Annotated in this window: 18 protein-coding genes and 2 pseudogenes; 12 read left to right on the forward strand and 8 right to left on the reverse strand. The window is 62.4% G+C overall.

The window, feature by feature from the left end; genetic code table 11:
* Positions 1-7: 7 nt before the first annotated feature.
* The 6 genes from ACF8MI_RS23035 to ACF8MI_RS23060 all read left to right on the forward strand — a co-directional run bounded on the left by ACF8MI_RS23035 (position 8) and on the right by ACF8MI_RS23060 (position 6,298).
* Positions 8-694: a CbtA family protein gene (locus tag ACF8MI_RS23035; RefSeq protein ID WP_200929378.1), complete on the forward strand. Its 687-nt coding sequence runs from the start codon at positions 8-10 to the stop codon at positions 692-694.
* The gene (locus ACF8MI_RS23040) at positions 694-1,080 is read left to right on the forward strand and encodes a cobalamin biosynthesis protein (RefSeq protein ID WP_156866923.1); all 387 of its coding nucleotides are present in this window, start codon (positions 694-696) and stop codon (positions 1,078-1,080) included. Before ACF8MI_RS23035 ends, ACF8MI_RS23040 begins: the two co-directional genes overlap by 1 nt.
* A gap of 32 nt (positions 1,081-1,112) precedes the next feature.
* On the forward strand, positions 1,113-1,865 hold the full coding sequence (gene cobM / locus ACF8MI_RS23045) for a precorrin-4 C(11)-methyltransferase (protein ID WP_164524561.1): 753 nt from the start codon (positions 1,113-1,115) through the stop codon (positions 1,863-1,865).
* Between the two features lie 65 nt (positions 1,866-1,930).
* The gene (locus tag ACF8MI_RS23050) at positions 1,931-2,173 is read left to right on the forward strand and encodes a DUF1272 domain-containing protein (RefSeq protein ID WP_200929379.1); all 243 of its coding nucleotides are present in this window, start codon (positions 1,931-1,933) and stop codon (positions 2,171-2,173) included.
* A gap of 221 nt (positions 2,174-2,394) precedes the next feature.
* On the forward strand, positions 2,395-3,009 hold the full coding sequence (locus ACF8MI_RS23055) for a response regulator transcription factor (RefSeq protein ID WP_060499885.1): 615 nt from the start codon (positions 2,395-2,397) through the stop codon (positions 3,007-3,009).
* Positions 3,010-3,022: 13 nt separating this feature from the next.
* On the forward strand, positions 3,023-6,298 hold the full coding sequence (locus ACF8MI_RS23060) for a transporter substrate-binding domain-containing protein (RefSeq protein ID WP_104834681.1): 3,276 nt from the start codon (positions 3,023-3,025) through the stop codon (positions 6,296-6,298).
* Here ACF8MI_RS23060 and ACF8MI_RS23065 read toward each other — a convergent pair.
* The 3 genes and pseudogenes from ACF8MI_RS23065 to ACF8MI_RS23075 all read right to left on the reverse strand — a co-directional run bounded on the left by ACF8MI_RS23065 (position 6,273) and on the right by ACF8MI_RS23075 (position 8,819).
* Positions 6,273-6,767, reverse strand: a complete 495-nt coding sequence (locus ACF8MI_RS23065) for a methyl-accepting chemotaxis protein (RefSeq protein WP_371105382.1) — start codon at positions 6,765-6,767, stop codon at positions 6,273-6,275. The two genes, ACF8MI_RS23060 and ACF8MI_RS23065, sit on opposite strands and share 26 nt — an antisense overlap.
* A gap of 39 nt (positions 6,768-6,806) precedes the next feature.
* Positions 6,807-7,628, reverse strand: a pseudogene (locus tag ACF8MI_RS23070) (PAS domain-containing protein); the annotation flags it as partial.
* 171 nt (positions 7,629-7,799) lie between these two features.
* The gene (locus tag ACF8MI_RS23075) at positions 7,800-8,819 is read right to left on the reverse strand and encodes a LacI family DNA-binding transcriptional regulator (protein ID WP_060499882.1); all 1,020 of its coding nucleotides are present in this window, start codon (positions 8,817-8,819) and stop codon (positions 7,800-7,802) included.
* Positions 8,820-9,026: 207 nt separating this feature from the next.
* On the opposite strand from ACF8MI_RS23075, the gene ACF8MI_RS23080 reads away from it, so the two are divergent.
* The 3 genes from ACF8MI_RS23080 (at position 9,027) to ACF8MI_RS23090 (ending at position 11,413) form a co-directional block, all read left to right on the forward strand.
* Positions 9,027-9,566, forward strand: a complete 540-nt coding sequence (locus tag ACF8MI_RS23080) for a gluconokinase (RefSeq protein WP_060499881.1) — start codon at positions 9,027-9,029, stop codon at positions 9,564-9,566.
* Positions 9,567-9,676: 110 nt separating this feature from the next.
* Positions 9,677-11,029: a GntP family permease gene (locus tag ACF8MI_RS23085; RefSeq protein ID WP_060499880.1), complete on the forward strand. Its 1,353-nt coding sequence runs from the start codon at positions 9,677-9,679 to the stop codon at positions 11,027-11,029.
* An 84-nt stretch (positions 11,030-11,113) separates the two neighbouring features.
* Entirely contained in the window at positions 11,114-11,413 is a 300-nt protein-coding gene (locus ACF8MI_RS23090) for a hypothetical protein (protein ID WP_060499879.1), read from the forward strand.
* A 9-nt stretch (positions 11,414-11,422) separates the two neighbouring features.
* On the opposite strand, the gene ACF8MI_RS23095 is transcribed toward ACF8MI_RS23090, so the two are convergent.
* The 4 genes from ACF8MI_RS23095 to ACF8MI_RS23110 all read right to left on the reverse strand — a co-directional run bounded on the left by ACF8MI_RS23095 (position 11,423) and on the right by ACF8MI_RS23110 (position 16,801).
* Entirely contained in the window at positions 11,423-12,850 is a 1,428-nt protein-coding gene (locus tag ACF8MI_RS23095) for a sigma-54 dependent transcriptional regulator (protein ID WP_104834679.1), read from the reverse strand.
* Positions 12,819-14,312 carry a sensor histidine kinase gene (locus tag ACF8MI_RS23100; protein WP_104835454.1) on the reverse strand — a complete coding sequence of 498 codons (1,494 nt, stop codon included), beginning with the start codon at positions 14,310-14,312 and terminating at the stop codon, positions 12,819-12,821. Before ACF8MI_RS23100 ends, ACF8MI_RS23095 begins: the two co-directional genes overlap by 32 nt.
* A gap of 284 nt (positions 14,313-14,596) precedes the next feature.
* Entirely contained in the window at positions 14,597-16,057 is a 1,461-nt protein-coding gene (locus ACF8MI_RS23105; RefSeq protein ID WP_164524565.1) for a HAMP domain-containing sensor histidine kinase, read from the reverse strand.
* 150 nt (positions 16,058-16,207) lie between these two features.
* Complete coding sequence (locus tag ACF8MI_RS23110) at positions 16,208-16,801, reverse strand: lytic transglycosylase domain-containing protein (protein WP_060499939.1); 594 nt, start codon at positions 16,799-16,801, stop codon at positions 16,208-16,210.
* Between the two features lie 185 nt (positions 16,802-16,986).
* Between ACF8MI_RS23110 and gspG the strand changes: the two genes are divergently transcribed.
* The 3 genes and pseudogenes from gspG to ACF8MI_RS23125 form a co-directional block, all read left to right on the forward strand.
* A complete protein-coding gene (gspG, locus tag ACF8MI_RS23115; protein ID WP_003253843.1) occupies positions 16,987-17,412 on the forward strand; it encodes a type II secretion system major pseudopilin GspG in 426 nt (141 codons plus the stop codon).
* A gap of 11 nt (positions 17,413-17,423) precedes the next feature.
* Positions 17,424-18,614 carry a type II secretion system F family protein gene (locus ACF8MI_RS23120; protein ID WP_060499876.1) on the forward strand — a complete coding sequence of 397 codons (1,191 nt, stop codon included), beginning with the start codon at positions 17,424-17,426 and terminating at the stop codon, positions 18,612-18,614.
* A pseudogene (locus tag ACF8MI_RS23125) lies at positions 18,586-18,772 on the forward strand (IS3 family transposase); the annotation flags it as partial. The gene ACF8MI_RS23120 and the pseudogene ACF8MI_RS23125, both read left to right, overlap by 29 nt.
* Before the next feature lie 219 nt (positions 18,773-18,991).
* Here ACF8MI_RS23125 and ACF8MI_RS23130 read toward each other — a convergent pair.
* A complete protein-coding gene (locus ACF8MI_RS23130; protein WP_156342166.1) occupies positions 18,992-19,333 on the reverse strand; it encodes a hypothetical protein in 342 nt (113 codons plus the stop codon).
* Between the last annotated feature and the right edge of the window lie 174 nt (positions 19,334-19,507).

Consider the following 19,507-nt stretch of genomic DNA (forward strand, 5'->3'; position numbering starts at 1 on the left):
ACGCCTGATGATCACGCGCATTGCCCGTACCGCGGGCTTCAGCGGGCTGCTTGCGGCCCTGTTGCTGACCTTGCTGCAAAGCTTCTGGGTCGCCCCGCTGATTCTTGAGGCGGAAACCTACGAGTCCTCGGCCCCTGCCGCCCACCACGAGCATGGCAGCGATGTGCCCGCCCATGAGCACAGTGCCGAAGCCTGGTCGCCGGAAGACGGCTGGCAACGTGTGCTGTCCACTACGGGCGGCAACCTGGTGGTCGCGGTCGGCTTTGCCCTGATCCTCGCCGCCCTGTACAGCCTGCGCGAGCCGACGCGCGCCGGGACGGGTGCATGGTGGGGGCTGGCCGGCTTCGCCGTCTTCTGCCTTGCTCCGACCTTGGGCCTGCCACCCGAACTGCCCGGTACGGCAGCGGCCGACCTGGGGCAACGCCAGGCCTGGTGGATCGGCACAGCCAGTGCCACCGCACTGGGCCTGGCCTTGCTGGTGTTCGCTCGTCACTTGCTGCTGAAAGCGCTGGGCGCCGTGCTGCTGGTAATCCCCCATGTGATTGGCGCACCACAACCCGACGTGCATGAAAGCCTGGCCCCCGAAGCACTGGAAACCCAGTTCAAAGTGGCCTCCTGGCTGACCAACGCCGCCTTCTGGCTGGCCTTGGGCCTGCTCAGCGCCTGGCTGTTCCGCCGTTCCAGCCGGGCCTGATGCCGCCCCTCTACGCCGGCTTCGGCTGCCGCCGGGGTTGCCCGGCGGATACCCTGCAACGCTTGCTGGACCAGGCCCTGGACAACCAGGGCCTGGCATTGGCCGACCTGCGCGGTATCGCCAGCATCAGCCTGAAGGCCGACGAACCTGGCTTGCTACAGCTGGCCGAACGCCTCGGTTTGCCCTTGGTGCTGTACCATAGCGTGCAACTGCAACCTTACGAACCCCTGCTCAGCCACCGCTCCGCCGCCGCCCATGCCCACAGCGGCTGCTGGGGTGTGGCCGAGAGCGCGGCACTGGCCATCGCCAGCCAGCACCTTGGCACGGCCAGATTGCTGCTGGCCCGCCAGGTACTGGGCCCGGCGACCCTCGCCCTCGCCGGCTGAGCGCTTCCCCCTCTTTCCTGCAAGGACTTTCCATGACGGTCTATTTCATTGGCGCCGGTCCCGGCGACCCGGAACTGATCACGGTCAAGGGCCAACGGCTGATTCGCCAGTGCCCGGTGATTATCTATGCCGGCTCACTGGTACCCGCCGCCGTACTCGAAGGCCACCAGGCCGAGACCGTGATCAACAGCGCCGAACTGCATCTGGAACAGATTGTCAGCGCCATGCGCACCGCCCACGAACAAGGTAAGGATGTAGCCCGTGTACACAGCGGCGACCCTGGACTGTACGGCGCCATCGGCGAGCAGATCCGCCACCTGCAGGCGCTGGGCATCGATTACCGGATCATCCCCGGGGTCACCGCCACAGCAGCCAGCGCCGCCCTGCTCGGCTGCGAACTGACCCTGCCGCAGGTGGCGCAAACGGTGATCCTCACCCGTTACGGCGACAGCTCGCCCATGCCGCCCGGCGAGCAACTGGGTGACCTGGCGCGCCATGGCAGCACCTTGGCGATTCACCTGGGGGTCAAGCACCTTTCGCGCATTGTCGAAGAGCTGTTGCCGCACTACGGCGCGCACTGCCCGGTAGCGGTGGTGCACCGGGCCACCTGGCCTGACCAGGACTGGGTGCGTGGCAACCTGGGCGACATTGTCGAACGCGTCGCGGCCAAGGCTTTCCGGCGCACAGCATTGATCCTGGTGGGTCATGTGCTGGGGGATACGCCATTCGCCGAGTCGGCCTTGTACCGTGCCGGGCACGCCCACCTGTATCGCCCTGCCGACTGAGCATTGCCAGCCTTGCCGTGGCGTAGCAGACTCCAGGTTCCCGCCTGCCAACAGGAGTTAGGCCCGTGCTGGAATTACGCCCCAACTGCGAGTGCTGCGATACCGACCTGCCCGGCGACAGCCCCGATGCGCTGATCTGCTCCTTTGAATGCACCTTCTGCCGCACCTGTGCCGAAACCCGCTTGCAGGGCCTTTGTCCGAACTGTTCGGGCCAGCTGGTAGCCCGCCCGACGCGTGTCGGCAAGGCATTGGCCAACAACCCCGCCTCGGCCAAGCGCGTGAACCAAGCGCACACTGCCTGCGCCTGACCGACCGAAGAAAACCGGCATCACCGCTTGGACAGGGTGATGTATTTCCTGTTTTTTGTAGGATTCTTCAACAACAAGAGCAGGGACTTTCAACACTTCTATACTCGCCATTACCAAACTTCGGGATTGGCCGTATCTTGCAGCGCTTCCGATTAACCCACTTGCAGACGTATTCCTGAGTGATCCAGGAAGCGGACCACATCCTGACAGGAGTTTTTCTCATGACAACCGTGCTGATCGTCGACGACCACCCTATCGTCCGGCTGTCCTTGCGCATGCTGCTCGAACGCGAGCGCTTCCACGTCGTCGGCGAAGTCGGCAATGGCAGTGAAGTGGCGCAGGTGGCCCGCGACCTGCGCCCGGACGTGGTCATACTCGACATCGGCCTGCCGGGGCTGGACGGCATGGAAGTCATCAAGCGCCTGCAGTGCCTGGAACCGGTGCCGAAGATCATGGTACTGACCGGCCAGGCCACCGACCTGTATGTACGTCGCTGCCTGGATGCCGGTATCGGCGCTTTCGTCACCAAAGAAGAAGACCACGAGGCGCTGCTGTTTGCCCTCAAGGCCCTGACCAAAGGTTATTCGACCTTTCCGCAGATGTCGGTCAACAGCAATTCGTTGGAAAGCGAGCCCGTGCGCCTGGCCAGCCTCTCCAACCGGGAGATGGAGGTACTGCGACGCCTGGCGCGCGGCGAGAACAACAAGAATATCGGCACTTGCATGAACCTCAGCGCCAAGACCATCAGCACCTACCGGGGCCGTATCATGGAAAAGCTCAAGACTGAATCACTGGTGGAAATGGTCGACCTGGCCAAACGCAACAGCGTGTATTGAGCGTTTGCACACCATGAAGCACCTGCTGGCGAGCGTCTTTCTGGCTACCGGCTTACTCGCCTCGGCCGAGCTGTTGGCCAGCAGCGAGCCCCGCCAGTTGCTGGCGCGCTCGGCCAGTGCCGCCGCCCCCCTGGCGTTGTCCAGCGAAGACCGGCAATGGCTGCAGCGCCGCCAGCACCTGGTGCTGGGCAGCTCTCGGCCCGACTATCCACCGTTTGAAATCAACGTCAGTCAGCACGAATACGAAGGCCTTAGCGCCGATTACGCCGGGATTATCGCCGAGCAATTGGGCATTCCCGTCGAGGTACGGCGCTACGACAGCCGCCACGAGGCGATCATCGCCTTACGTGAAGGCAGCATCGACCTGCTGGGCAGTTCGAATGCCTTCGAGGCGGCTGACGCTCAGCTTAGCCTAAGCACCCCCTATGCTGACGACCTCCCGGTCATCGTCACCCGCAAGGGGCACAGCCTGAAAGGCACACCTGACCTCGCCGGCCTGCGCCTGGCCATGGTCGATCATTATCTGCCCGCCGCTGCCGTTCGAACGCTGTACCCCAAAGCGCAACTGAGCCTGTACCGCTCGACCCAAGCCGGGCTGGCAGCCGTCGAGCTAGGTGAGGCGGATGCGTACCTGGGCGATGCCATCAGCACTGACTTCCTGATTGGCAGGAGTTACCAAGGCACGCTCAAGATTGACCACTTCTGCCAGGTAGCCCCAGGGGCTTTCGCCTTTGCCCTGGCCAACGACAACCCACGCATGCATCGGCTGGTCGACAAAGCGCTGGCGCGCATCAGCGAAAGCGAACGCCTGAACATCCTGCGCCGCTGGAGCAGTGGTAACACCAGCCTGCTGCTGCAGCGCCATCTCACGGCCTTGAGCGCAGAAGAAGAGGCCTGGATCGCCGCCAACCCCACCATCCGCGTGCTGGTCAATACCTCGCTGGCCCCCTTGACCTTCAACGACGCTCAGCATCGCCCCAGTGGCATAACCCTCGACCTGCTCAAGCAGATCTCGCTGCGCACAGGGCTGCAGTTCACCCCCGTCGACAGCGCTTCAGCACAGGCCATGGTGGACCGCCTGGCCCGCGGTGAAGCACAAATGATTGGGGCACTGGGCTACGGCGCTGACCGCTTGAAGCAACTGCGCTTCACCCGCCCCTATCTGGTCAGCCCACGCGTGCTCGTCACCCGCAGCGACGTCGAATCTCCCGCACAAGCCAAGGCCATGAACGGCAAGCGCATCGCCCTGGTGCGTGGTTCACCGCAACGGGCCCTGATGCAACAGCGCTATCCGCAGGCAAAGATAGTCGAAGTGGATAACCCGCTCGGTCAGATGGAGGCCGTGGCCAACGGTACCGCCGACGTTGCCCTTAGCAGCCATATCAATGCCGCCTACTACATCAGCCATGTGTTCAAGGACCGCTTGCGCATCGCCAGCGTCCTCGACGACGAACCGGCCATCGCCGCCTTTGCCGTCGCCGCCGACCTGCCCCAGCTACAGGCCATTCTCGACAAGGCGCTGCTAAGCATTCCGCCCGAAGAGCTCGATCAACTGATCAACCGCTGGCGTACCAGCACGCTGGTGAGCGACAGCCCCTGGCGCGACTACCGCACATTGGCCTTGCAGGTGCTGGTGCTGTCGGCCCTGCTGTTGGCTGGCGTCATATTCTGGAACAGCTACCTGCGCAAGCTGATCAACCAGCGCACAGAGGCCCAGCACGCGCTTCAGGCACAGTTGGCGTTGAGCCGCGGGCTGCTTGAGCAATTGCGCCAGGCCAAGGACGACGCCGAACAGGCCAGCCAGACCAAAAGCACGTTCCTGGCCACCATGAGCCACGAAATCCGTACCCCGATGAATGCCGTGATCGGCCTGCTGGAACTGGCACTGGAGGACAGCCGTGGCGGCCGCTGCGACACCCAGCTTTTACAGACCGCCTACGATTCGGCAACCGGCCTGCTTGAGCTGATTGGCGACATTCTCGACATTTCCCGCATAGAATCCGGCCACATCAGCCTGCAGCCAGTACCCACCGATCTGGTAGAGCTGGTGCGCGCCACACTGCGGGTATTCGAGGGCAATGCACGGGCCAAAGGCTTGCACCTGCACGGCGAACTGCCGGCAGAGCCGGTCTGGGTGCTGGCTGACCCGCTGCGGTGCAAGCAAATTCTGTCCAACCTGGTCAGTAACGCCATCAAGTTCACCGATCGCGGTGAAGTGCAGGCGAGCCTGCTACTGCCCAAAGTTGCCGGCCAGGGCATTCTGGCAATCGAGCTGAATGTGCGCGACACCGGTATCGGCATCAGCCCTGTCGACCAGGCCCGGCTGTTCAATGCGTTTGTTCAGGCCGACGGCCCAAGGGCCCGCCAAGGCGCAGGCCTGGGGTTGGTCATCAGCCGCACCCTCGCCGAATTGATGGGCGGCGCCTTGAGCCTGCAGAGCGTGGAAGGCGTCGGCACCCGCGTGCAAGTCTGCCTGCAGCTGCCCACCAGTGCTGCACCGGTACAGGCCGAGCAAGACCCGCCAGCTCATGAAGGCACTAGCGGCCCGCTCAACATTCTGGTGGTCGACGACTACCCCGCCAACCTGTTGTTGCTGGAGCGGCAACTGCATACCCTGGGTCATCGCGTGACCCTGGCGGAAAATGGCGAAATCGCCCTGGCACGCTGGCAGGCAGCGCGCTTCGACCTGGTGATTACCGATTGCAGCATGCCGGTCATGGACGGCCACGAACTGACCCGGCGCATTCGCAGCCTGGAGGGTGAGCGCAGCCTGCCAGCGTGCAGGATTCTCGGCGTGACCGCCAATGCCCAGGCCGAGGAGCGCGCCCGCTGCCTGGCCAGCGGCATGGACGAATGCCTGTTCAAGCCGATTGGCCTACGTTCGCTAAAGGCCCATCTGCCCCAGGTCCGCCCTCAGCAACAAAAAACACCGACCACACGCCATAGCGGGTTCGACCTGGCTGAACTGCGCCACCTGACCCAGGACGACGAACAGCTGACGCGGCATTTGCTCGAACAACTGTCGGTAAGCGTCGCCGAAGACCTGGCCGACTTGCGTGCCCTGGCACCAGACGCCGCCGACGAGGCCGTGCGGGCCCTGGCCCATCGCATCAAGGGTGGCGCCAAGATGATCAGGGTGCGCACCGTGGTCAAGGACTGCGAAGCCATCGAGCTCGCCCACGCACAGGGGCTGCCGACGGTCGAGCAGCGCGCGCTGCTGCAAACCAGCCTGCAAGCCCTGCTTGACGAAATGCGCGATGCGCTCAGTGCAATTGCAGCGTCGAGCTGATCTGGCTGATGGCATCCACCACGTGCCGTGAGCCTTGCTGGATTTCCATGATCACCGTACCTGCTTCGTTGGCCAACGCCACCCCGTGACCGGTGCGATTCAGACTCGACTGCATGCTGGCTACCGCCAGTAGCGACAGGTCGTGGTTTTGCCGCACCACATCGACAATCTCCAGGGTGGCCTTGCTGGTTCGCGCCGCCAGGTTACGCACCTCATCGGCCACTACCGCAAAGCCTCGCCCGTGCTCGCCGGCACGGGCGGCTTCGATCGCGGCATTCAGGGCCAGCAGGTTGGTCTGGTCGGCGATGCCGCGAATGGTCAGCACGATCTGCCCGATCACATCCGATTGCTTGCTGACCGCATCGATGCTGCGTGCGGCATCGTTAAGCTCCTGGGAAATCTGTTCGATCACCTGCACCGTCTGCTGCACCACTTCTGTGCCCTTGCGCGCGCAGGCGTCGGTCTGCATGGAACTGGCATGGGCAGCATCGGCGGCGTTCTGCTGGGTGCAGACCTGGCGGGTAATGTCACTGGCGAACTTCACGACCTTGTTCAAGCGCCCCTTGCTGTCGAAAATGGGGTTGTAGGAGGCTTCCAGATAGACCATTTGCCCCTGCTTGTTGATACGCTCGAAACGGTGCGAATGGTATTCGCCACGGTTAAGCGACGCCCAGAACTCGCGGTACTCGGCCGACTCGCGTTCGTGCGGTAGGCAGAACAGACCATGATGACGGCCAACCACCTCGTCGAGGCGATAGCCCATGGTGTCGAGGAAGTTCTGGTTGGCTTTGATCACCCGGCCCTGGGGGGTGAATTCGATCACCGCCATGGAGCGGCTGATGGCCTTGAGCAGGTTTTCGCTTTCATGCTCCTGCACCACCCGCTGGCTGATGTCGGCGGCCACCTTGATCACGCTGGTAACCTGACGCTGCTCGTCCAGCACCGGCATGTAGCTGGCCTCAAGCCACACCTCGCGCCCGGCCTTGTCAAGGCGCTCGAAGGTACCGCTGATAGCCTTGCCCTGCCCCAGTTCACGCCACAGCTGTTGGTATTCGGCACTTTTTGCGTAGTCTGGCTCGCAGAACAACCGGTGGTGCTTGCCACGCAACTCGTCAACGCTGTAACCCATGGCCTGGCAGAAACGCTCATTGGCATCGAGAATGGTGCCATCGGGAGCGAATTCGATCATCGCCATGGAGCGGCTGATAGCGGCGAGTTTGGCCTGTGCGGTGGCCAAAGCCTTTTGGCTGCGCTGGATCTCGACCAAATCGGACTTACGGTGGAAATCGAACATGACGCCGGGCTCCTTTATGCGCGGTTTCATGAGCATAGATCGCCATCATTAGCATGCAAGCACAGTGCTATCACTTTGTAATTACTACATTCTTTAAATTACCACCATTCCTGTGGGAGCGGGTTCACCCGCGAAGAAGGCAACGCGACATATGGCACCGGCTGCACCGGTGTTCGCGGGTAGACCCGCTCCCACAGGGGGTAGAAGTCAGGAGCTCTCCCGCACCATCAACTCAAAGCCCAAGTCCTGCTGCGCGTTCGGCACCCGCTTGCCATCGAGCAACGCCAGCAACGCCTGCGCCGCCCCACGCCCCACAGCAGCCCGAGGCGTGCGAATCGAGGTCAGCCGCGGCACCATGTGCGCCGAGGCCGGCAAATCGTTGAACCCGACCATTGCCACCTGGCGTGGTACCTCCACCCCCTGGCGCAAGGCCTGCAGCACCGCGCCTTGGGCCAGGTCGTCGTTACAGAAGAAAATACCGTCGACATCCGGCGCCTTATGCATCAGTTGGCTGAACAGTGCACTGCCCAGTGCAATCGATGAAGGTTCCGGCGCCAGTACCTCCAGCTCGGTCGCCTGCAAACCGGCCTCGGCCAGCGCCTGGCGGAAACCTTCGGCCCGCTGCATCACCCGTGGGTCAAGCTGCGCGGCAATGAATGCCAGGCGCTTGCGACCGCGCTTGATCAAGTGCCGGGCAGCAGCACGCCCGGCCTGCTGTTGCGAAAACCCGACCGACAATGCCCCAGGCTCGCCGTTGAGCTCCATCATGTGCACACAAGGCACACCACTGGCGGCCAGCATCTGGCGCGCCGCATCGCTGCGCTCGAAGCCGGTCAGCAGCATGCCGCAGGGCTGATAGGCCAGGTAGTTACGGATCAGGTTCTCTTCTTCGGCAAGGTCGTAGTGATAGTTGCCGATCAACACCTCAAGCCCACGCGGGCGCATGACCTCGTGGATGGCTTCCAGGGTATCGATGAACAGCTGGTTGGACAGTGAAGGGATCAACACCACCACCGACTGGCTACGCGCCGAGGCCAGCGCCCGGGCCGCCGGGTTGGCGACATAGCCAAGGGTTGCCGCTGCGGCGATAACCTTTTCCACCAGCTCCGGCGCAACCGTGCTGACCCCGCGCAAGGCGCGCGAAGCGGTAATCGGGGAAACCCCGGAAAGCCTGGCAACTTCTGCCAGGGTGGGACGACCTGTAGTGCGGGAGCCGGTGCGGGACATGGATGTTGTAATTTTACTACTTGCAAGGAGAAGGAACGGCCACTAAGGTAGCGCTGTCTCAGGACGCAGGCAATGTAATCTTTGGTAGCAGCCATCACGCGCTCGCCACCAGGCGTCCATACTGCGTAGGGACAAGACCAATAACACCGGGGAGGTGGCTGTTCGTCGATGACGAGACAGCGCTATCTCACCCCGCAGGAGGTACTGATGAATTCTCCCCTGTCCGCCATCGTGGTGATGGGCGTGGCCGGTTGCGGCAAAAGCTGCATCGGCGCCGCCATCGCTGCCAGAAGCGGCGGCCGCCTGATCGAAGGCGACGCTTTCCACCCTGCCGAAAACATCCGCAAGATGAGCGCTGGCATCCCGCTGGACGATGGCGACCGCGCCGGCTGGCTGGTACGCCTCGGTCAGGAGCTGCAGGCCACCACCCAGGCTGGGGAGCGCCCGATTCTGACCTGCTCGGCACTCAAGCGCCGCTACCGCGACACCCTGCGCGATGCCATGCCCGGGCTGGTGTTCGTGTTCCTCGAACTGTCACCGGCCGAGGCGGAAAAACGCGTGCGGGCCCGCCCCGGTCACTTCATGCCGGCCAGCCTGATCGACAGCCAGTTCGCTGCCCTGGAATCGCCACGCGGCGAGCCACTGACCCTGCCACTGGATGCTACCCAACCCGTCGAAGCGCTTGCCGAAGCGGTGGACCGCTGGCTAAAGCGCTGCGGTGAGCAGGGGCTGGCGCAAACCGCCTGACCCTGGCGGTTTTCCGGCTCACCAAAGACAGCGCTACCCCAACCTGCAAACGCGGGAAAAGTTCCAAAAAGCTACGCCCAAAACAACGATAAGACCGAGGCCTTCAAACCATGTTCGGACTGGCTACTGATACCTTCCTGCTGCTCGACGCGCTGGTTACCATCGTCGGGCTGATCCTGCTGATCACCCACTTCAAAGTGCACCCCTTCGTCGCCCTTACCCTCGCGGCCGGCTTCCTGGGCCTGACCTCCGGCATGCCGGTGGCCAAGGTCATGAAATCGTTCCAGGACGGTTTTGGTGGCGTGCTGGGCTTTGTCGGCATCGTGCTTGCCCTGGGCACTATGCTCGGCAAGCTGATGGCCGACTCCGGGGGCGCCGACCAGATCGCGCAAACCCTCATCCGCGCCTTCGGCAAGAAGAACGTGCACTGGGCCATGATGTTCGCCGCGTTCCTGGTGGGCATACCGCTGTTCTTCGAAATCGGCTTCGTGTTGCTGATTCCGCTGGTGTTCATCGTTGCCCGCCGCTCCGGGGTGTCGCTGGTGAAGATCGGCATTCCGCTGCTGGCCGGCCTTTCCGTGGTACACGGCCTGGTCCCGCCACACCCGGGCCCGCTGCTGGCGATCGGCATTTTCCACGCTGACATCGGCAAGACCATCTTCTACGGTCTGATCGTCGCACTGCCCACCGCGATCATCGCTGGCCCGCTGTTTGGTAACTTCATTTCCCGCTACATCCCGGGCAACCCGTCGCAGGAACTGATGGACCAGATCGCCAAGGACTCCGACCAGGGCAACCTGCCCAGTTTCAGCATCACCCTCATCACCGTACTGCTGCCAGTCGCGTTGATGCTGCTGAAAACCTTCGCCGACGTGGTGCTGCCGGCCGAGCACATCGTGCGCCAGTGGATGGACCTGATCGGCCACCCGATCACCGCCCTGCTCGCCGCCCTGTTGCTGGCCTTCTACACCTTTGGTTCGGCTCGCGGCTTCAACCGCCAGCAGATCATGAAGATGCTCGACCAGAGCCTGGCCCCCACTGCAGCCATCGTGCTGATCGTGGGTGCTGGCGGTGGCTTCAAGCAGATGCTGGTGGACACCGGCGTGGGCAACGTGATCGGGCAGATGGCCGTGCAGGCGGAAATTTCACCCATCCTGCTAGCCTGGCTGGTGGCTGCGGTGATCCGCATCGCTACCGGCTCCGCCACGGTGGCCACCATTACCGGTGCGGGCATCGTTGCGCCGGTGATCGACCTAGTGCCGGGGGTGAACCGTGAGCTGTTGGTACTGGCCACCGGTGCCGGCTCGCTGATCCTCTCGCATGTGAACGACGCCGGGTTCTGGCTGGTGAAGCAATACTTCAACATGACCGTGGCAGAAACCTTCAAGACCTGGAGCATGATGGAGACCATTCTCTCGGTGGTCGGCATCATCTTCATCATGCTGTTGTCGCTGGTGGTGTAACCGTTGATCGGGGCAATGGCACCTGGATGCGTCGGGTAGGGCCGAAGGAAGGTATGAGCCCTACCCAACGCAATGGAGACTGCTATGCCCCGCACAAGCATCCTGCTGATCGCCCTGCTCGGTTCGCCGCTGGCCTTGGCCGCCGGCACCGGCCCGACCTACCCTGACGACCCGCACAGCACTGCGCCAAGGCCAGGCGTGGACAGCACCCTCAACCCGATCGAGAAGCCCGTGCCGCGGGATACCGACCCGCGCATCAAGGGCAACGACCCGGACAGCCCGCCGGCAGAGCTGAATGACAACCGTGACCTGCCGGGAATGGAGGGCAGCGGCCAGGAGGGCACTCGCCGGCAAGATGGCGCAGCTGACGATAGCCAGCACTAGACACCTGCCCTACCACTGACGCTTGTCTGGCCGGCTCAGCCCCAGTTTTTCGATCCGGTACCGCAGCATGTCACGCGACAGCCCCAGCATCCGCGCCGACTTGGTCACGTTCCAGTCCGTACGGTCCAGGGTCTTGCACACCAGCTCGCGCTCCATGTCGGGCAGGCTGGTGCCTGGCTCCGGCTCGTGCCGTGGCATTTCGAACATTGCCGGCGCCTGCTGAGCGGCCAATGGCTCGTCGATCAACGTCATGCACAGGTTCAGCTGGTGCGCCTGCACCACCTCGTTCGGTGCCAGCAGCACGGTCTGCTCCAGCATGTTACGCAGTTCGCGCACATTGCCTGGCCAGCTGTAGCCCAGCATCAGGCTCTCGGCTTCGGCGGAAAAACGCAGGTTCGGCTTGCCATAACGCCGGCCATGATGGGCCAGGAAATGCCGCGCCAGCAGCAGAATGTCCTGCCCACGGGCATACAGGCGCGGCACCTTCAGGGCAATGATGCGCAGGCGGAAGAACAGGTCGCGGCGGAACTTGCCCTGCTGCACCATCTGCTCGAGGTTGCAGTTGGTGGCACTGATCACCCGCAGGTCAACCTTGCGCTCCTTCACCGCACCAATCCGGCGGATGCTGCGGTCTTCCAGCAGCTTGAGCAGCTTGGCCTGCAGCACGAGGTCCATCTCGCCAATCTCGTCGAGGAACAAGGTGCCGCCATCGGCCGCTTCCACCAGGCCTACCCGGCGCTCCTTGGCGTCGGTGAATGCACCCTTCTCGTGGCCAAACAGTTCGGCCTCCAGCAGGTTGGCCGGGATCGAGGCGCAGTTGAACTCGATGAACGGCCCCTTGCTGCGCGTGCCATCGAAATGCAGGGCGCGGGCCACCAGTTCCTTACCGGTGCCGGTTTCGCCTTCGACCAGCACCGGTGGTAGGTCGTCACTGGCCATCCGCCGTTCGGCATCCAGCACCTGGCGCAGGGTGTGCTTGAGGGTCAGCATCGTTGGCGACTCGCCGATCAACGCCTGCAACCCGGACTTCTGCGCCTCTCGCTCCTGGTAGAAAGACAGCGTGCGCTCCATGCGCTCGGCAGCCAGGGCCTTGTCCAGGGTCAGCTTGAGTTCGGCCAGCACCACGGGCTTGCTCAGGTAATGGAAGGCGCCCTCCTTCATCGCCTGCACGGCATCTTCGACATTGCCGTAGCCGGTCATCATAATCACTTTCAGGTCCGGCACCTTTACCACCAAGGTCCGCAGAAGGTCGTGCCCGCTCATGCCTGGCAGCGAGTTGTCGGTCAGCACCGCGTCGGGCCGGGCCCGCTCGATCTGCTCCAGCGCCAGCTCCGCGCTATGGCATACGGTGACCTCGTAGCCCTTGAGGCTAAGGTAGGTGCGAATGTTGTCGGCGAGAATTTCATCATCCTCGACTACCAGGATGCTGTGCTCCATGGTCCCCTCCCGCTGCGATATTGAATGTAAGGCTGACGCGGGTTCCTTCCTCTTCGCGGCTGCTCAGGCTGACCGAGCCGCCAAAACGTTCCATGATGCGTTTGACCAAGGCCAGGCCAACACCAAGACCACCCTGTTTGGTCGTGAAGAACGGCTTGAACACCATCCGTTCCTGCTGTTGGCTCATGCCCTTGCCCGTGTCGGTGAGCACGAATTCGGCACGCAGGCCACCCTGCACATTGACCTGGGCATTCAACATACCGCCGCAGGGCATGGCCTCCAGGGCATTGGAAAACAGGCTGTTGAGAATTTGCGTCAGCTGCAACGGCTGGCTGACCACCCACTGCACGTCAGGCCCCTCGAAATGGAAGCGCACGCCGTTTCGTTCAAGCTGCTGGGCGAAGGCCAGGTGGGTGTCTTCGATGGCGGCCACCAGGTCCACGGCTTCGGGTTCATCGCTGGTTGGGCGCAACGACACCAGCAGGTCGCGTACCCAGCGCGACATACGGTCGACCTGGCTGATGATATCGGTGATGTTCTTCTGCGCGGCAACGTTGGCGGTTTCCTGGGCCAGCTCGGCGCTTGAGCGGATGTTGGCCAGCGGGTTGCGCAAGCTGTGGGCTACCGCCGACGACATTTCGCCCAGCGCCACGTAGGTTTCGCTGGCCACCAGCCGGTCCTGTTGCAGCTGCAGCATCTGCGCCGCCCGACGCACGATCCAGAACAATCCGAAATAGATAAGCAACCCGCCCACCAAGGTCGACGCCCAGATCAGCACATAACCCCACTGGATGCGCCGCACCAGGTCCTGTGGCTCTTTGTAGATTTCCACCATGGCCAATACCTGCTCGCCCTGGCTGTCGAACAGCGGAATGTAGTTCTCGATGAACAGGTAACGCGGTTCACGCTGAAACTTCTGTTCTTCGCGATCGTCCTCGGCCTTGTGGTAGCTGGCCGAAACTGGCTTGCGCGAACGGAAAGCACGGTCGAGGTCGCCATCGGCTTCTATCCGCTTGCCGATCAGCTCGGCGTTGGTGGACCAGACGATGGTGCGGTCGCGGGCGTAGACGTTGGTCAGCAAGGTATCTGGCAAGTGCTCGACATGGTCCAGGAACTCGACCCGGGTCGACTCGGCCAGTGCGGGGGTGAACTGCAGGTGCTGCAGGTCCAGACGCGGGTCTAGCAGCTCACCCATGGTAGTGCCTGGCGGCAACTGCGAATGGCGCACCTCGGCCTGCGCCATGGCCTGAATGAACTGCGCGGTAAGCATGGCATCGCGCTGCACGCTGTCGCGAACCACAAAACGCGTTGACACATAACCCAACCCGCCCGCCACGGCGGTGATGATCAACAGGCTGATAACCGAGAACCACCGCAGCAGGTTGAACTCACGCAATGGCACAGCCAGACCGCTGGCGGTCGCACCGGGCTTGTCGCGAACTTCGTTTTCCAGCATCTGCATCGCGTGGTTCCCGCACAGGGCGTCCGTTCAGAAATGCCTCAAGGCCAACAGCCAATTGAAAGCACCCCGCCTGGGCAGCCTGATAGCTGCCTTGTGTTGCGTGTTGCGCTCCGCACATCACGTAGCAAGAACTCAGCCAGCCAAAAACAAATCAATAAAAACCAGCAAGTTATAAAGTATTTCCAAATACGACCTGAGGAAGATTCCCCACATTTGGGTAATTATCACCCAAACATTATGAAACCCATAAAAATCAATGACTTAGAGATTTTACTTAATGCTTGTTATAAGCTAGGAACCAAGCGGAACGTCAACGATACCCGCGTACCATGGCCCTCGCTGCTGCTGAGCCGAACCGAACCGCCGAAGCGCTCCATGATGCGTTTCACCAGCACCAGCCCCACCCCAAGCCCACCCTGTTTGGTGGTGAAGAACGGCCGGAAGGCCATGCGCTGCTGCTCTTCGCTCATGCCCTTGCCATTGTCGGACAGGCGCAGTGTCAGGCAGCGCCGGTTCTGGCGCACCACCTCGATACGCAGACGCCCGCCCTGCTCCATCGAGTCCAGGGCATTGGCAACCAGGCTGCTGAACACCTGCCGCAGTAACGTCGGGTGCCCCAATACCTGCACTGCCGGTAACGGTTGCAGGTCAAGGCTTACCCCACTGCGTGTCAACGGCACGGCATAAATTTGCAAGCTTTCCTGCAACGCCTGTGGCAAGTCGACCGCCACGGCCTCGTCGTTCAGCGGGCGCAGTGATTGCAGCATCTGGCGGATCCACTGCGACATCCGATCAACCTGGCTGATGATTTCGTTGACTTGGCGTTGGGCCGGGCCGTCGTCGAACGCCTGGGCCAGCTCGGCACTGGAACGGATACTCGCCAGCGGGTTGCGCAGGCTGTGGGCCACCGCCGACGACACCTCGCCCAGTGCAACATAGGTCTCGTTGTTAATCAGCCGCTTCTGCTGCACTGCCAGCAACCGCGCGGCACGGTGCATGATGCCGTACAGGCCGATATAGACCAGCGCGGCCCCCACGGTAATCGCCAGCCATATCAGGATCAGGCCATGCTCGATGCGCACGATCAGGTCATGGGGCTCTTTATAGATTTCGACCATCGCCGTGACGTTCTCGCCATCGGCATCGAACAGCGGAATGTAATTCTCGATGAACAGCTGCTCGGGCGGGGTAACGAATTTCTGCTCGGCGCGGGCCTGTTCGAAGTTATGGTAGCTGGCCGAAACCCGCATCTTGTATTCGAAAGCACGCTCCAGGTCATCGTCGCCATTGATCAGCTTGCCGATCAGCGCCGGGTTGCTGGACCAGATCACCGTACGGTCCGGCGCATAGATATTGGCCAGCAGCATGTCTGGCAGGTGGGCGATATGGTCGAGAAATTCGCCGCGCGCCTTGCGCCGGGCATCCGGGTCGACATCGGGCAGGTTGCTGCGGTCGGTACGCGGGTCTATCAGCTCACCCATGGTGCGCACGTTGGGGATCGACACATGGCGTACTTCGGCGTCGGCGATGGAGGTGATGAATTGCGCGGTGAGCAAGGCATCGCGCTCCACGCTCTCATCGATGATGAAACGGGTGGAAATCAGCCCCAGCCCGGCAGCCACCGACAGAATGATGGCCAGGCTGACCCAGGCATACCAGCGCAAAAGGTTGAACGGCTTGCGCGGGGCAGCCAGCTCGTTACCGGCAGGCACTTCGATGGCGTCGGAACGAGGGGCGATGTCCATGGCGGACTCCACATCTGGGCACCTTCAGAAGGTTATAGCGCAGAGTTGGGGAAACCATAGTGTTAAATTGATGGCATCCGCCGAAGGGTAACGTTTTTTTCACTTCATACACGCGCTCCCACACAGATCGCATGGACCTGAAAGGCAGCTCTAGAAAGGCGAATCATCTGCCAACCCCTGCAATTTGCGGTATTCGCGCAGCACCGCAGGTACATAACGGCGGGTTTCGGCATACGGCGGCACCGCACCGCGCCGCAACACGGCATCCGGCCCCGCGTTGTAAGCCGCCACGGCCAGGGTGATGTCGTTGTCAAACAGGGTCAGCATGCGCTTCAGGTAGCGGGCCCCGCCCTGCACGTTGTCTTGCGGGTCCAGGCGGTCTTCCACGCCCATTTCGCGAGCGGTATCGGGCATCAATTGCATCAACCCCACCGCACCCGCCGGCGAACGGGCCTTGGGGTTATAGCCGGACTCGGCCTTGATCAGCGCGTGCAACAACGCCGGGGGCACATTGTGGATGCGTGCCGCAGTGGCGACCACCTCGGCATAGGGGCGCCCAGTGATCATCTGCGCGTTGGCCGGGCCAGCCTGGGCCAGCGGTTCGTTGATCACCTTTTCATAGTGGCGTCCGGGCCGATGGACGTTGGTCAGTACGTAGCCACCCTTGGCATCGATTGAGATGTACACATCAGCCTGGGCAACCCCTGCCGTCAGCCAGATCAAACCGAGGATGAGTCCACGCATGTCGGTCGCCTCTTCGTCGTGGCCCCCGATGTGGGGGAAATGCCCCGGAAAACCCGAGGTCAATGACCACGACGCAAGCACTGTGCCGCTTCCTGTGCCGCATGGCGCAAGGCCCCGAGGCAGACGTGCATGGCTGTTGCATGGTGCCTGTCAACGCGTGTTCCCATGCAGTGGAGGGCTTCACCATGCAGCGCAGAACCAACCCGCAACGTGGCTTCACCCTGCTTGAACTCCTGGTGGTACTGGTGGTGCTCGGCCTGTTGGCCGGCATCGTCGCGCCCAAGTACTTCAGCCAGCTCGGCCGCTCCGAGGCCAAGGTCGCACGGGCGCAGATCGAGGGGCTGAGCAAGGCCCTGGACCTGTACCGCCTGGAAGTCGGCCACTACCCCAACAGTGAGCAAGGCTTGCAGGCGCTGGTGGTCGCCCCCAGTGGCGAGGCTCGCTGGACCGGCCCGTACCTGCAAAAGGCCGTGCCGCAAGACCCATGGGGCCGCCCATACATCTACCGGCAGCCCGGCGAAAACGGCGGTGAATACGACCTGCTCTCGATGGGCAAGGACGGCCAGCCGGGTGGTGACGGGGAAAACGCCGAAATTACCAGCTGGCAGTAAGGAGAACGACCATGCGCTACAGCCTCAAGGCCCTGGGCAGACAGGGTGTGGTGCAGTTGCAGATCGACGCCGAGGACGCCGACCAGGCCCGCCGCCAGGCCGAGGATCAAGGCCTGCGCGTGCTCAGCCTGCGCAGCAACGGTGGCGCCTTGCGCGGCATGGCCTGGCGCCGCGAGGCGGCGTTTGACCTGGTGCTGTTCAGCCAGGAGCTGTCGACCCTGCTCAATGCCGGCCTGCCGTTGATCGACGCACTGGAAAGCCTGGCAGAAAAAGCCCCTGCTGCGGCCACACGCAAGGTGCTGAGCGAGCTGGTGCGCCAGCTGTACGAAGGCCGCTCTCTGTCCCAGGCGTTGGGCCAGCAACCCCGGGTGTTCCCGCCGCTGTATGTGGCGCTGGTGCAGTCCAGCGAACGCACCGGTGCGCTGGGCGACGCCCTCGCCCGCTACATCAGCTATCGCCAGCGCCTGGACCTGGTCCGGCAAAAGCTGGTGGGCGCATCGGTTTACCCCTTGCTGCTGTTGCTGGTAGGCGGCGGCGTGGTGCTGTTCCTGCTCGGCTACGTGGTGCCGCGTTTCAGCCAGGTGTTCGAAGGCATGGGCACCGAGTTGCCCTGGCTGTCACGGGTGTTGATGCAGATCGGTCTGTTCCTGCACGCGCAACAACTGCCACTAGCGCTGGGCACTGCAGGTGGCGTCACGGCGCTGTGGCTGCTGCGCCGCCACCCTCGGGTACGACGCTGGGCATCCTGTCAGTTGCGCCGGCTGCCAGCGCTGCATCAACGTTTGATGATGTACGAACTGGCGCGCTTCTATCGCTCGCTGGGCATCCTGCTGCAAGGTGGCATTCCCATCCTCACCGCCATGGGCATGGCGCGCGGCCTGCTCGGCAGTGCCGCAGGCCAAGGCCTGGCACAGGCCAGCCAGCGGGTGGGCGAAGGGCTGCCGCTGTCCGATGCCTTGGAGGCCGGGCACCTGGCTACCCCGGTGTCGCTGCGCTTGCTGCGGGCCGGCGAGCAGTCCGGCAACCTGGGCGAGATGCTGGAGCGCTGCGCCGACTTCCACGACCAGGAAATCGGCCGCTGGGTGGAATGGTTCGTCAAACTGTTCGAACCGCTGCTGATGACCTTCATCGGCCTGCTGATCGGCCTGATCGTGATCCTGATGTACATGCCGATATTCGAACTGGCTTCAAGCATTCATTGAGGCGACGGGGGCAGTGCTGAATCTGTTTTCCTTCCAGGTGATTGGCTGGTCAATCAACCACAGCATGTGCAGCGACCTGGCGATCGACGCATTGGTGATGCGTCGTGTGGCGCCCCAAGCCACAGCAGCAAGTGATGATTCATTCAGACCAAGGCAGCCCAACTCAGTAGCTGAGATTGGCAAAAGGATGTTCCCAGCAAGGGTTACAAGGAAATTGAAGAAGCCAGGCAGGATATGACCAGCTTCTTCATGCGATACACCCCATCTGGCTCCAGCGCCGCAACAACTACCGGTCGCCAATAGCGATGGAGCAGCAAGCGGTGTGATCACCGTAATCAGTGTCCGGAAAGACACGACCCACCCTCTTGTCATCTCGACTAGGGTGTCTCATTTAGCTCGCAGTGCAATCGCATACCATTGAGTGCCGTGTCGTCCCCATCAAAAGGATCCTCGACACGGGTTGCAAAACCATTTGCAGATTGACCCGTCGGGCAAGAGAAGCGTTGACTCCATTCTCCCCATTGAGCCCCCGGTTCCAGCGCCAACTCTTTCCCGTTTCTGCAGTACAATCGCACATTGCCGGCGGCAGTATCATCATCATTGCCTTTATACTGTTCGATGCGAATCTTAAATCCGGTCACTGGGCCGTCACTTTGCTGACAGAAGACAGGACCGGTAACCTGTGAGCCCCATGGCCCTTCCTTACTTTTAATTGGCAATGAAGTATCCCTAGGGAAGGTCTGAAGTAACCCTGTATTTCCGGTCGACTTCAGCCCTTGCTGCTTTTGAAAGCGGGCCGTCGATCAAAATCGACCAGGTAACCCGCTCAGTTCTCCGTTTTTGGCCGCCGCGAGCACCTCGCAGCAGCCATTTTCCGCATTACAGGTGCACCT

Origin of the sequence: Pseudomonas sp. yb_9 (assembly GCF_043103635.1) — a bacterium.
GTDB lineage: Bacteria > Pseudomonadota > Gammaproteobacteria > Pseudomonadales > Pseudomonadaceae > Aquipseudomonas > Aquipseudomonas monteilii.